This is a genomic window from Brevundimonas sp. (assembly GCF_035999125.1).
In the GTDB taxonomy this organism is placed as follows: Bacteria; Pseudomonadota; Alphaproteobacteria; order Caulobacterales; family Caulobacteraceae; genus Brevundimonas.
This window is the reverse complement of record NZ_DASYGX010000004.1, coordinates 213960-227437: the sequence shown is the minus strand read 5'-3', so window position 1 is coordinate 227437 and position 13478 is coordinate 213960. Positions and strand designations below refer to the sequence as shown.

The following is a 13478-nucleotide window of genomic DNA, read 5'->3' as shown; positions in this document are numbered from 1 at the left end:
CGCGAGACGCCGCAGGGCGTAGCATCCTCGGGGAATCGCGGGTGGGGGAGAGCGCGGCGATGACTCAGTGGATCCACATGATCAATCCATTTGCGCCCTTGCGCGGGGAGGGCGAGGCGCGCGCGGCGGCGGGCGCCTCCAGCTTCGCCCTGGTGATCTCCGGCGCCATGTCCGCTTTCGGCGCCGTGCTCATGAGCCAGAACATGGGCGCCATGCGCATGGCGGCGGCGGAAGAGGCCCGACGGTTCGCCGAACAGTCCCCGCAGACGGCCGCCATCCTCCAGGGGATGGTCGAGAACGGCATGATCGAGATGGGCGTCGCTCTGGCTGCCGGCTGGGCGGCGTTCCAGATCATCCTGGCGGCCTGGCACTGGCGGCGGCGCGGCACCGTGATCCCGATCATCTTCCTGGTTCTGCTGGTCTATCGTCTTGGCGACCGGGCGATCGACCTGGCCTTGCGGCCGGCCGAGGCGACCGGCTGGACCTTGCTCAGCGTCGTTCTTCTGGCTCTGTGCGTCCTGCTGCACGCCGTCGCGTTGAGGGGCGCCTCCCGCGTGGCGGAGCTGCGGCGGGCCGCCTGATCAGTTGCGGTTGGGCCGTCGGTCCTCGCGTCCGTCCGTCCGTCCGCTTTCACGCCGCCAGCGGATCGACAGGCTGGCCTCGCCCTGGCCGCCGAACTTCGACTGGATCGCCAGGTTGCGTCGCGGCTGCCATTCGACGCTGACCGCCGCGCCGCCTTCGCCGCCGCCGATGATCTCCAGATAGACGTCGTCGGAGATGTAGCGCCCGCCCGCGACCGTCAGGCCGGACGCTTCCGCGCCGAAGGAAAGCCTGTCCAGACCGGCCAGTTCCCTCAGGCTGCCGAACACGTCGAACCCGCCGCCGCCCGCCAGAGACGCGACGCCCGAGGCCAGTTGCGCCGCTTCCACCGGGGACAGCTGCGAGGCGGATCGGCCGAACAGAACCTGCGACAGGATCTCGTCCTGGGGCAGGGCGGGGGTCGAGGTCAGGGCGATGACCGGCCGCGCGGCCGTGCCGGTCACGCGGATCGTGGCCGTCAGCGCCGGGTCGTCGCGCGTCGCCTCCAGGTTCAGCCGGATCTGCGCCGGATCGGTCGACAGGATGACCCGGCCGTCCTCGTCGAACACAAAGCGCTTGCCCGCGAACTCGTAATCGCCGCGCACCACCCGAGCCACTCCGCTGAGGGTCGGCCGCGTCAGGGTGCCGCCGACGTCGGCGGTGACGTTCATCTCGACGTTCAGGCCCCGGCCGACGACGCGGATGTCCCCGCCGGGGGAACGGATCTGGATCGCCAGGCGGATCAGGGGGCCCTGCGGCCCGCGCGTTTCCTGCTCCTCGTCGTCCGGCACGTCGCCGGGCCGGTTCACCTCGACCACGTCCATGCGCACGATGCCGTTCGAGCCTGGAAGATTCGGCTCGATCCTCGCCTCGTCGACGTCCAGTCGACCGGCCAGGGTAATGGCGCCGTCGGTTCGGCGCTCGACGGTGATCGGACCGGACGCGCGCGCCACCGCCAGGTCGTTGTCGATGACGCGGAAGCGGTTCAGATCCAGTCTGAAACTGGAAGCCCCGCCCTGGCGCAGGCCCAGGCGACCGTCGCCGCCCACCGTGCCGCCTTCGCCGTCGGTGGCGGAGAAGGTCTCGATCAGCGCGGTCTCGTCGTCGAACCGCACCGCGAGCCGCAGAGCCTCCAGCCTCAGACCCGACGTCGAGTCGCGGAACGTCCCCTGCGCCAGATCCAGCCGGCCGGTCAGACGCGGCTCGTTCCAGCTGCCGCCCAAGGTGGCGTCGGCCTGGACCTGTCCGGACAGGCTGCGGTCGCCGCCGACGAACAGATCCCAGATCGGCTGGATCTGGCCTTGCGCCGACACCTGCCCCGACATCGTGCGCGTCCGGTCGATCGCCAGCCGCAGCGGGCTGGCCGAGGCCACGACGGGCAGGGTGACGTCGGCCGAGGCCTCCACCGCGCCTTCGTCGCGCGCTTGGGCGACCAGCCGCAGGCGGTCGTCGATCAGGGTGGCGTTCAGCGTGCCGTCCACCGCCATGCCGCGCGGCGCGTCGATGCTGCGGACGTTCTCCAGCGTCAGCTGGGCGGATCCGGTCAGGTCGCTCCCGGTCCCGCGCATCGACACCGTGCCCGTCGCCCGACCGCGCAGGTCGCCGGCCAGAGAGCCCAGTTCCACGCTGGTCAGGTCCGCCTGGATGAAGGTCGCCCGGCTGTCGGACCGATAGTCGGCGATCAGCACGCCCCCGCCGACGGCCAAGTCCGCCCGCGCGACGCGTCCGTCGTCGGCCATGGCGAAGACCAGGGGGCGGCGCGTGGTGAAGGCGATCTCGCGCACCCGCCCGTCGCCGTTCAGGGTCACCGTCTGGGCTTCGGACGTCCGGGAATACACGCCGTCGCCCTGGAACTGCACCGGCGTGCCGCCGCCCATGTCGACCGAGGCCGTGAAGGGCAGGTTCGACAGCGATCCCGACCCCCTCAGTTCCAGCGTCCGGATCGACAGCGTCGAGCCGGCGAAGGTCACGTTCCGCCCTGAGACGTTCAGCACCGCGCTCTCGTTCGCTGCGCCGTCGGTCAGCCGTACCCGTCCGTCCAGCGTGCCGGAGCGCAGAAACGCCCCCGGTCGCGCGGTGAAGGTCAGGTCCGCGCTGGACGGGAAGCCGCGCGACAGGGTCACGTCCCCCTGCGCCACCACTCCGCCGGCGTTGAGATCCACGCCCGTCAGCCGGGTTCGGTTCGGCCCCAGGGCGAAGGCGGCGACCGCTCGGGCGGGACCGTAGGGCGATCCGGCCGTCACCGCGATCCGGCCGTCGGTCTCGTTCGGTCCCCGCGCGAAGGTCAGGGTCATCCGAGCCTCGGTCAGCGCCAGGGCGCCGACCTCGATGCGGTCGAAAGCGGCGCGCAGGTCGGCCTGCGGCCGGGCGAAGGTGCCGGTCAGGCCGCCGTCGCCGCGCATGGCGCCGGCGATCTCCACCGGTCCCACGCCGAACGGCCCCTCGGCCGTCCAGGCCAGCGCCAGCCGCATCGAGCCGTCGAAGCCCAGGATGCCCTTGGCCGTCGCCGAGGCGCCCTGGCCCGCCAGCGCCGCCTGATCGATCAGGATGCGCGATCCGTCCAGCATGCCCGTCGCCTGCAGCCGCGGCTGCGGCCCCAGCAGGCGGTCCGCCTCGCCGACCCCGGTCTTCAGTCCGCGTCCCCGCCCGTCGAAGGCGATTCTCCACTGGCTGCCCACGTCGGGCGCAGTCGCCGTCAGGGGCCCTCCGAAGGCGCCCGACCCTCCCGGCCGGATGCGCGAGACGTCGGTGATCTCGGCGCGGCCGCGGAACGCCAGGGCGCCGGTCAGCCCGCGCGATCCCTGGCCCTCGACCTTCAGCCCCCGACCCGTCAGGTCCAGCCGGCGCAAAAGGACGGCCCCGCCGACCTCGCGCACCGCATCCACTTCGACATAGGCGTCCCGACCCAGAAGCCCGCCGACCACGCCCTCGCTGGATCCGCCGGTCGCGGTCAGCCGGCTCTCGAGCGTGGCCCGGCCGCCCGCCATGTTCAGCGTCACCGGTCCCGCCAGCCGCGCGGCGCGCCAGCTGGCCACCTCGGCGTTCAGCACGCTCACCTGGCCGTCGAATGTCCAATCGTCCGGCGTGCCGGAGTAACGGCCCAGCAGCGCCGCCCCGCCGCCCAGCGACGTTCCCGTCAGCCGCGCCAGGTTCGGCGTGGTCACGCGGACGTCCAGACCGTCGGGCACGGCTTGGTCCCTCAACCTCACATAGCCCCGCGCCTGACTGGAGACGTTCTCGGCGCGGAAGTCCCAGGCGACCGCATGCACCCCGTTCCGATCCCGGTCGGGCACGCTGGCGACGCCGAACCGCGCGGTCCGCCCCAGCCTCTGCGCGAACGGGGCCAGCAGGTCCGACTGGCCGAAGTTCACATATCCGGCGGCCCGGGATCCCTCTTCGGCGAAGCGGCCCCGGATGCGCAGCGGTTCGAACGCGCCGGTCCGCACACGGGCGTCCACGACCGACCCGGTCACCACCGCCACGGCGCTGAACGGTCGGTCGGTGGAGTAGCCCAGGGCCCCCGCCAGCGGCCCGCCCTGCGCCTCCTCGGCCCTCAGGTTGAGCCGCAGGTCCGACAGGGCGTCGCCCAGGGTGAAGCGCGCGTTCAGGAAGTCGCCGGGCCTCGACAGGCTGACCGCCGCCAGCGTGCCCTCTTTGCTCCCCACGCGCGGGACCGCCGCATTGCCCGACAGTCGCCAGCGGCCGTATTCCTTACCGAAGCCCTCCAGCAGTTCGACCTCGGCCGAAAAGGCGTCGACGTCGACGTCCAGCGGCAGGGGGCGGGGCGGATCGGTGGACGGCTCGACCTGCGGCCGGCGCAGCAGGCGCACCCGCCGGGCCCGGATCTCGTCGGCGTGGAAGCGGCGCGTGATCAGCGGCAGATAGCTCCAGTCGACGCGCACCTCCGTCGCCTCCAGCCAGACGCCTTGCGCATCCGTCACGGTGACCCGGCCGATGGTGAAGTCGTCGAACAGGTCGCCGCGCACGTCGTAGACGTTGATGCGCCCGTACCGGCCGATCTTCTTGCCGGCGACGAAGCTGGTCACCAGTTCGCGCCCGGGGCCCGAGAGAAGGTACAGCCGGCCGCCGACCAGGGCGACGATCATCAGGGCCGCCAGCGCCGCCAACGCCATGCCGCCGAAGAAGGCGAAGGCCTGCAGCCGCGTGCGTTTCCTCTTCGCCTCGGCGACGGCGGGCGGCTCATCGGCCTTGGGGGCCTCGGGCGTCTCGGGCGCATCGACCATCAGAAGGCCTGGCCGATGCTGACGTAGATCTGGAAGCTGGCGTCGCCGTCGCGGCGGTCCAGCGGAAACGCGACGTCCGCCCGGATCGGGCCGAACGGCAGATCGTAGCGGACGCCGATGCCCGCGCCGAAGCGCACGTCTCCGAAGTCCGGATATTCCTCGAAGCCCACGGCGCCCGCGTCGACGAAAGCCGCGATCCCCAGCGCACCGCGCAGGCGATGCCGGACTTCCACGGACGTCTCGAACAGGGATATGCCTCCGCGCGGCGTGTTGTCGGGCAGGCGCGGCCCGACGCCCTGAAAGGCGTAACCCCGCACCGACCCGCCGCCGCCGGAATAGAACAGGCGGTCCGACGGCACCGTCAGTTCGTCGCCGCCCAGGATGCTGCCGATCCTCACACGCCCCGCCAGCACCGTCTTGGCCTCGTCCTGCAGCGGCAGATAGGCGCTGACCTGGGCCTCCGCCCGCACGAACACCACCGTGTCCTCGCCCGCCACGGCGGTGGGCTGGGCCGAGACGAACAGCCGCCACCCGCGCGTCGGGTCCAGCGGGTCGTTCGAAGCGTCGGTGTACGCACTTCCACGGCCCGTCAGGATGATCAGGTCGCGGTCGAAGTCGATCGGCAGCTGAGTCACCGGGTCGAACCGGCTCTCCTGATACTGGCCCGCGTCCAGCCCGATCCCATAGGTGAAATAGGACGTCCGCCCGATCCGCTGGCGAAGGTCGGCCGAGGCCGTCAGCGCGGTGCGGACGTAGGCGTCGGTGTCCTCGTTCACGACGGCGCCCGACAGGGTCAACGTCCGGCCTGGACGTCGCCAGTGCGGCAGGCTCAGGTCCACGCCGATCCGGCTGTCGATGTTGGCGATGCGTGCCTGATAGCGCAGCGTGTCCGCCCGGCCGAAGCGGTTGTAGTGGGTCCAGACCGCGTCCACGCCCGCGCCTTCGCCCGTCGACACCGTGGCGCCGATCTCCAGGATGCGGCGAGGCCGGTCGGTCAGGGTCACGATCACCGGCCGGTCGCCGCCGGGCGTGGCCTGCTCCGCCGGCGCCAAGGCCACGCCCACGCCGTCATAGACGCCCGTCTCCAGCAGCCGCCGCTCCAGTTCGGCCACCTGCTCGGGATCATAGACGTCGCCCTCGACCCAGGGACGCAGATAGTCGACCCAGCCCTCCCGGGTGCGTCCACGCGTTTCCAGCACGACGCCGTTCAAGGTGACCAGGGGGCCCGCGTCGATCCGGTATTCCGGCGCCACCGTCTGGGTGGCGTGATCCACCACCACCCGGCGCGGCGCGGCGCGGGCGTCGGCATGCCCCCTCCGGCTCAGTGCGGCCACCAGCCGTCCCTCCGCGGCGATGACGTCTATGGCGCGACCGGGCTCGCCCCGGTTCAGTCTCAGCTCGCCGCGCGCCGCGGCGTCGATCTCGGGCGACGGCACCTCGTCGGTCCAGGTCACCGTGGGCGTGGCCAGGCCGAAGCGCGGTCCCGGAACGACGACGACGATCGCGACGGGGGTCTCGTCGCCTTCGACCTCATCCTCGACGATCGCCTGGTAATAGCCCTCGGACCGCAGCAGGGCGGTCGCGTCCTCTGCGGCCGACCGGGCACGCCGTCGGGCCTCGAACCGGTTGCCCGCCGGACCGTCGCTGTCGCCCACCGCCTGAACCAGCTGGGCGCGCAGCTCGTCGGGCATGTCCCCGCGGATCAGCGCCGTCGGATCGGCCTGGGCCGCGAAGGCGCAGACGGCCCAGGCCGCCAGACCCAGGCCGAGCCTCTGCAGGACAGGTTTCAAACGGTCGCCTCGGGCGACGCCGACCTCGCGGCGCCGGACATTCAGTAGAACAGGGTTTCGCTTTCCGGCTGTACCGTCTCTTCGGACGAGCGCTTGTCGTCGGGCAGGGCGGTGGTGTCGGTAGGCGGCGTCGGCGCGGGCGTTTCGGTCGGAACGGGCGCAGGCTCGACCGGGGGCGGCGCGGCCTCGATCGGCGGCGTCGGCTCCAGGCCCTCGTCGTCACGCTCCGGCTCGCCGCATGCGCCCAGCGCCAGACCGGCCCCGATGGCCGCAAGGGTCAGAAATCGTTTCATGGTTCGGTTCCCCCGCTGTCAATCTCCCGGCCGAACGTCCGGCCGGCCATGCCGTTCCATACCTGCGTTCAGGCGAGGCGTCACGGGCAACGCTTCGTTCGCTTTTTCGCGTCAGGATGACGCGGGAAGAGGGCTCCGTCATGACGGCATCGGGTTTCGTGCAGGTCGCGCGCGTGCGACGCAAGGAGCTGCCGACGCGCCTCGCTATGGCGGCGTTCATCGGTCTGACGGCCTGGGCGATCACGGGCACGCTCTGGCCCCTGGCATGGTTCGGCGCCGTGCTGGTCAGCCAGACGCTCGACTGGGCCGTGTTCCGCCGTCTGACCCGCGACGACGCGACCGATCCCCAGGGCGCCTACCGCCTGCTGTGCCTTGCGTCGGCGACCCAGACGACCGCGATCTACTCTTCGATCGCCGCCTTCCTGTGGTTCCAGGGCGGGACGCTGGGCCAGCTGTTCGCCATGGTCCAGGTCGCCGGCGCGCTGCTGCACGTCAGCCTGCACATGCACCATCAGCGGTCGCTGCTGATCGCGGCGGTGGCGCCGCATGGCCTCTATTTCCTGGGTCTTCCGGTATTTGGGGCTGTGCAGAGCGGAGATTGGACGGAACTGCTGGTCGCCGTCGCCTGCCTTCTCTACGTCGCCCACCTCGTCGCGGCGGTCAGGCAGACGTCCTCATCGACGAAGGCCTTGCAGGACGCCGGTCGGGTGGCCGAGCGGGAGCGCGCCCGCGCCGAGGTGGCCAGCGCGGCCAAGTCCGACTTCCTGGCCGTGATCAGTCACGAAATCCGCACGCCCATGAACGCCGTCCTGTCGGCGGCCAACCTGCTGCGCCGGACGCGTCTGGACCGCGACCAACGCGAGCACGTCGACATGCTTCTGGACGCCGGCGACGTGCTGATGGGCCTGCTGAACGACGTGCTGGACTTCTCCAAGATCGAGGCCGGCAAGATGGAGCTGGAGCGCGCCGACATGTCCGTGCGCGACCGCGTCGCCGCCTTGTCGCGCCTGTGGGGGCCCAAGGCCATGGCTCAGGGCCTGCGGCTGCGCGTCGACGTCGCCGACGATGTGCCCGAAATGATCCGAACCGATCCTCTGCGGTTCCAGCAAATCCTGTTCAACCTGCTGTCCAACGCGGTGAAGTTCACCCGTCAGGGCGAGATCCGCGTCGGGGTCCGCCATGAAGGCTCCGTGCTCACGGTGGCGGTTCAGGACACGGGGGTGGGCATCCCCGCCGACCGTCTGGCCGGGGTCTTCAACAGTTTCGAACAGGTCGAGGCCGGAACCACGCGTCGCTTCGGCGGCACGGGCCTGGGCCTCGCCATCTCCCGTCGCCTTGCGGAACTCATGGGCGGAACCCTGAGCGTGGAAAGCCGTGAAGGCGAGGGCTCCACCTTCACCCTGACCCTGCCCGTCGAGGCGGCTCAGGGCGGACAGGTCCAACCCGCGGAGGCGTCGGCGGACCCCACGCCCGCCCTGCATGGCCGGACGATCCTCGCCGCCGACGACCACGAGGTGAACCGACGCATTCTGACCTTGCTGCTGGAACCCCACGGCTGCCGCCTGGTCACGGTCGAAAACGGAGCCGAGGCGGTGGACGCGGCGGCGCTGCATCCCTTCGATCTGATCCTGATGGACATGCAGATGCCCGTCATGGACGGGCTTCAGGCCACGCGCCTCATCCGCTCGGGCGGCGTCAACGCCGAGACGCCGGTGGTCGCCCTGACCGCCAACGCCCTGGACGTCCACCGCGCCGCCTGGGCCGAGGCCGGCGTCGCCCGCTTCCTGACCAAACCCATCGATCCGGATCTGCTGGTCCGCACCCTGGCCGAGGCGACCCTTGAGCGCGTCGCGCGCGGCGTCGCGGCGTGATCTCGGACTCTCAACGACGCCCTTGATCCCCGCTCCAGTCGGCGACGGCCTCGTCCAGCGTCGCGATCCCCACCGGGGCCGGCGACGCCCGGGCGCCGTCGAAGGTCGGGGCGGGGCGAGGGCGGCCGTCGGCGTCGAAAGCGTCGCGGGCCAGATTGTGGGGGTGCTGCTTGGCCTCCGACCGCGTCAGCACGGGGGTGACGCAGGCCTCGGTTCCGGCGAAGCGCGCGACCCAGTCGTCGCGGTCGGCCTGGACGAACCGGGCCTCGAACCGGGCGTGCAGCGCCGGCCAGGCGTCGGGCGGGAACTGCGGGGCCTCGTCCGCTGGGACGCCCAGCCCGGCCAACAGGGCGGCATAGAAGCGCGGCTCCAGCGCTCCGACGGCCACGAACCGCGCGTCCCGGCAGGCGTAGCAGCGATAGAAGGGCGCGCCGCCGTCCAGCAGGTTGGCGCCGCGCGCCTCCCGCCATAGGCCGCGCTCGCCCAGGCCGTCGAACACGCTCATCAGCAGGCTGGCCCCGTCGGTCATGGCCGCGTCGACGACCCGGCCTCGGCCGGTGCGCCGCGCCTCCAGCACCGCGGCCAGCACGCCGATCACCAGACCCTGGGCGCCGGCGGCATAGTCGGCGACCAGGTTCAGCGGCGGCGGCGGCGGCCGGTCCGGCTGGCCCATGGCCCACAGGGCGCCGGTCAGGCCCAGATAGTTCAGGTCGTGACCCACGTCGGCCGCCAAGGGCCCCGTCTGGCCCCATCCGGTGACCCGACCATAGACCAGCGCCGGCGCGCGCTCCGACACGACGTCGGGCCCCAGCCCCAGACGCTCCATGACGCCGGGCCGGAACCCCTCGATCAGGGCGTCGGCGCCGGCCAGCAGGGCCAGCACCCGCTCGCGGTCCTCCGGCGCCTTCAGATCGACCGCTACGGCACTGCGCCCCCGGTGCAGGACCGCTCCGCCGACCTCCTCGAACGCCGCCGTCCCGGCCGACGCCGCGCGGGTCAGGCGGATCACATCGGCGCCCATGTCGGCCAGCAGCATGCCGGCGAAGGTGACGGGCCCAAGGCCGTCGAACTCCACCACCCGGACCCCCGACAGCGGTCCCATGGTCACGACGCCAGCAGGAAGTGGGCGGTCAGGCTGGCGATCGGCTGGCTCTCGTCGTCCTGCCAGGCCTCTGCCAGGACGTAGGCGACCCGCCGCCCCGCCTTGCCGATGCGCGCCCGGGCGTGGACGTCCTGCGGTCGGCCGGACCTCAGATAGGCCACCGACACGTTGATCGGCTTGGGCAGCCGCTCCTGCGGCCAGGTGGCGGCGACCTGAGCGATGGCCGTCACCTCCAGCAGCGCCGCCGTCGCTCCGCCGTGCAGGGCCGGCAGCATCGGATTGCCGATCAGCCGGTCCGCGAAGGGCAGGGTGACGATCATCTCTCCGTCCGTCTCCGCCGCGGTCAGTCCTAGGAAGCGGGCATAGGGCATGCGCTCCAGCACGCTCACGACGCCGCCCTCGCATTGTGCCCGGCGCGACGGTCGCCGTTCGAGTCCAGGATGTAGGCCGCTTGGGCCGCGGCCACCGGATCGGACGGGTCGTCCTCGAACGCCCAGGCCCGGACGAAGCCGATCGAGTGCGTCAGGCGATAGCACTCCGCCTCGGCCAGCAGGTCGCGCCCGCGTTCGGCGGCGCGCATGTAGTCCACCCGCAGATCCAGCGTGGCCAGCGGCCGAAAGCCGTCCAGCGCCGTCCACACGGCCAGGCCGCCGACATGGTCCAGCAGCGTCGTCACCAGCCCGCCCGCCAGCACGCCCGTGTCCGGATCGCCCACCAGATCCTCGCGCCACGGCACCCGGATCCGCACCGTCTTGCCTTCCAGGCCGGCGAACTCGAACCCCAAGGCGTGGGTGTGCGCGGCGCCGGAGGCGAGCTGGGGCAGCAGGGCGGCGAAGGCCGGATCGGTCATGCTTCCTCCCTATCGCGCGTCGCCGGTCGCCACCATATCTCCACGATGCGTCCCGAAGCCCTCCTGCATCCGACGCCTCAGGGCCTGTGGTGTCCGCCGGGGGACTTCCACATCGATCCGGTCGTGCCCGTCGATCGCGCCGTCATCACCCACGGCCACGCCGACCATGCGCGTCCGGGGCACGGCGTGGTCGTGGCGACGCCCCAGACCCTGGCCATCATGGCCGAACGCTACGGCCCCGACTTCTGCGGCCGCGCCGAACCGGTCGCCTATGGCGAGATGCAGTCGCGCGGCGGGGTGGACGTGACCCTGGTCCCGGCCGGGCACGTGCTGGGCTCGGCCCAGGCGGTGGTGACCCATCGCGGCCTGACCATCGCCGTGTCCGGCGACTACAAGCGCCGCCGCGATCCCACCTGCGCGCCCTTCGAGCCGGTTCGGTGCCACGTCTTCGTGACCGAGGCGACCTTTGGCCTGCCGGTCTTCATCCACCCGCCGGATCACGAAGAGGTCGGGCGCCTCATCGCCTCGACGCGCCAGTTCCCGCACCGGGCGCATTTGGTCGGGGCCTATGCGCTCGGAAAGGCCCAGCGGGTGATCCGCCTGCTGCGGGAGGGCGGCTGGGAGCGGCCGATCCACGTCCACGGCGCCCTGGCGCGGCTGAACGCCCTGTATCAGCGCGAGGGCGTGGACTTGGGCCCGCTGGAGAGCGCCTCGGGTCTGCCGAAGGACGCCCTGGCCGGCGAGATCGCGATCGCGCCGCCGTCGGCCATTCAGGATCGGTGGTCGCGCCGCTTCGCCGAGCCGATCGCCGCTTTCGCTTCGGGCTGGATGGGCGTGCGGGCCCGGGCACGGCAGCGGGGCGTGGAGCTGCCGCTGGTCATTTCCGACCATGCCGACTGGCCGGAACTGACGGCCACCCTGACCGAGATCCGGCCCGAAGAAGTCTGGATCACCCATGGGCGCGAGGAGGGGCTGCTGCGCTGGGCCGAGATCAACGGCATGGCCGCCCGCGCCCTGCGGCTGGTCGGCTATGACGAGGAAGACGACGATCCGGCCTCGTCGGCGGTCAGCTAAGCCGCGCTGCGGGCCTTGGCCTCGACGACGTCGGCGGCTTCCGACGCCTCGGTCTCGGACAGGGCGGCGTGCATGGCCAGACGCAGGCGCTCGGGCTTGATCGGCTTCTCGACCACGGCGGCCATGCCCTCGGCCAGATAGGTGCGGGCGTCGTCCGGGTCCGCGTTCGCCGTCAGGGCCACGATCGGCACGCGGCCGGCGGGCCCGTCCAGGGCGCGGATGGCGCGCGTGGCCTGGACCCCGTCCATGCGCGGCATCTTGATGTCCATCAGGACCATGTCGAAGCGCCGCTCCCGCACCGCCTCGACCGCCTGGACGCCGTCCTCGGCCGTCTCGGAGGTGCAGCCGAACATCTCGCACAGGGCCTGGGCGACGATGCGGTTGGTGGCGTTGTCGTCGACGATCAGCACGTGCGGGTTCTGGACCGCGTTCAGCTCGACCAGATCCGAAACCTCGGCCGAGGCGGCGACCTCCACATGGGCGCGGGGCAGGTCGAGGTCGAAGGCGAAGGTCGCGCCGCGGCCCGGATTGTTTTCGGCCCAGATGCGGCCGTTCATGCGGTCCACGATCTGGCGGCAGATGGCCAGGCCCAGGCCGGCGCCGTCGGGGCCCGCTCCGTGCACGAAGGGTTCGAAGATGGCGTCCACGCGTTCGGGATCCACACCGGGACCGTCGTCGCGCACGCGCGCCTCGATGCGGACGCGATCGCCTTCGGCCCAGGCCTTCAGCCCCGCCTCGACCATGCCGTTCCGGGCGAACTTCAGCGCGTTGCCGATCAGGTTGTTGAACACCTGCTTCAACCGCACGCCGTCGACGTGGGCGGCCAGCTCGGTGTCGCCCTCATAGCCGATCATCAGGCTGACGTCGTCCTGGGACGCGCGGGGCGCCCACAGCGTCTGGACGTCGTCCATCAGGGCGCGCAGCGGCGTCGGCTCCTGGCTCAGCTCCAGCTCGCCCGCCTCGGCGCGCGACAGATCCAGCGCGTCCTGCAGGATGCGCAACAGGGTCTCGGAAGATTCCACGATGGTCGAGACGTGCGCCTGGGCCTGGGCGTTCAGCGGCTGGCGGCGCAGCAGCTCGGCCACGGCCAGGACGCCGTTCATGGGGGTGCGCAGCTCATGGCTCATGATGCCCAGGAACTGGCTCTTGGCCCGCGCGGCGGCCAGGGCCTGGGACTGGGTGTCGCTGAGCAGGCGGGTCTGCTCGGCCAGTTCGTCGGTCGCCCGTCGCTGGACCTCGGCCGAGGCCTGCAGCAGGGACGCGGCCGTGCCGACGCCGCGATACCGGCCCTCGTGCACCACCACGAACCCGCGCATCAGTTGAGCGCGTTCGGCCTTGAGCATGACGTCGCAGACGCTGCGGAAGCTCATGCCCGCGTCGACCATGGTCGGATCGGGATCCATGACGTGGGTGGCGTCGCGGCTCAGATACAACGCATGGCCCAGCGGGGCCGCCAGCTTCATCAGGAAGTCATTGCGCTCGATCAGGCCCACAGGCCGTTCGTCGACCACCACGGGGATGCAAGGCAGGTCCGCATCGGCCTGGAACCGTGCGAAGATATGCGCGCCCGTCGTCTCCGGCGGGACGGGATCGACCCGCTGCGTCAGGAACTCGATCGTCGGCATACTGGCCGAAAACTCCGTGTTACCGAGGGACATTACGCAGCACCCTTTGC

Annotated in this window: 10 protein-coding genes; 3 read left to right on the top strand and 7 right to left on the bottom strand. The window is 71.7% G+C overall.

Going from position 1 to position 13478, the window contains the following annotated elements:
* The first annotated feature begins 59 nt into the window (after positions 1-59).
* Entirely contained in the window at positions 60-581 is a 522-nt protein-coding gene (locus VGN45_RS02760; RefSeq protein ID WP_327459054.1) for a hypothetical protein, read from the top strand.
* On the opposite strand, the gene VGN45_RS02755 is transcribed toward VGN45_RS02760, so the two are convergent.
* Genes VGN45_RS02755 through VGN45_RS02745 form a run of 3 tightly spaced genes read right to left on the bottom strand, consistent with a single transcriptional unit; the run spans position 582 to position 6906 of the window.
* Positions 582-4823, bottom strand: coding sequence for a translocation/assembly module TamB domain-containing protein (locus VGN45_RS02755; protein ID WP_327459052.1), 4242 nt, complete (start codon positions 4821-4823; stop codon positions 582-584). It abuts the gene before it with no gap.
* Complete coding sequence (locus tag VGN45_RS02750; RefSeq protein WP_327459050.1) at positions 4823-6613, bottom strand: autotransporter assembly complex family protein; 1791 nt, start codon at positions 6611-6613, stop codon at positions 4823-4825. Before VGN45_RS02750 ends, VGN45_RS02755 begins: the two co-directional genes overlap by 1 nt.
* A gap of 41 nt (positions 6614-6654) precedes the next feature.
* On the bottom strand, positions 6655-6906 hold the full coding sequence (locus tag VGN45_RS02745) for a hypothetical protein (protein ID WP_327459048.1): 252 nt from the start codon (positions 6904-6906) through the stop codon (positions 6655-6657).
* Between the two features lie 116 nt (positions 6907-7022).
* Here VGN45_RS02745 and VGN45_RS02740 point away from each other — a divergent pair, with 116 nt between their 5' ends.
* Positions 7023-8777 carry an ATP-binding protein gene (locus VGN45_RS02740; protein WP_327459046.1) on the top strand — a complete coding sequence of 585 codons (1755 nt, stop codon included), beginning with the start codon at positions 7023-7025 and terminating at the stop codon, positions 8775-8777.
* Positions 8778-8787: 10 nt separating this feature from the next.
* Here VGN45_RS02740 and VGN45_RS02735 read toward each other — a convergent pair whose 3' ends face one another.
* Genes VGN45_RS02735 through VGN45_RS02725 form a run of 3 tightly spaced genes read right to left on the bottom strand, consistent with a single transcriptional unit; the run spans position 8788 to position 10729 of the window.
* Complete coding sequence (locus tag VGN45_RS02735) at positions 8788-9879, bottom strand: CaiB/BaiF CoA-transferase family protein (protein WP_327459044.1); 1092 nt, start codon at positions 9877-9879, stop codon at positions 8788-8790.
* A 2-nt stretch (positions 9880-9881) separates the two neighbouring features.
* A complete protein-coding gene (locus VGN45_RS02730; RefSeq protein WP_327459270.1) occupies positions 9882-10250 on the bottom strand; it encodes a PaaI family thioesterase in 369 nt (122 codons plus the stop codon).
* A 14-nt stretch (positions 10251-10264) separates the two neighbouring features.
* Positions 10265-10729 carry a PaaI family thioesterase gene (locus VGN45_RS02725; protein ID WP_327459042.1) on the bottom strand — a complete coding sequence of 155 codons (465 nt, stop codon included), beginning with the start codon at positions 10727-10729 and terminating at the stop codon, positions 10265-10267.
* A 45-nt stretch (positions 10730-10774) separates the two neighbouring features.
* Between VGN45_RS02725 and VGN45_RS02720 the strand changes: the two genes are divergently transcribed.
* A complete protein-coding gene (locus tag VGN45_RS02720; RefSeq protein WP_327459040.1) occupies positions 10775-11803 on the top strand; it encodes a ligase-associated DNA damage response exonuclease in 1029 nt (342 codons plus the stop codon).
* Here VGN45_RS02720 and VGN45_RS02715 read toward each other — a convergent pair.
* Positions 11800-13461: a response regulator gene (locus tag VGN45_RS02715; RefSeq protein ID WP_327459038.1), complete on the bottom strand. Its 1662-nt coding sequence runs from the start codon at positions 13459-13461 to the stop codon at positions 11800-11802. The two genes, VGN45_RS02720 and VGN45_RS02715, sit on opposite strands and share 4 nt — an antisense overlap.
* Between the last annotated feature and the right edge of the window lie 17 nt (positions 13462-13478).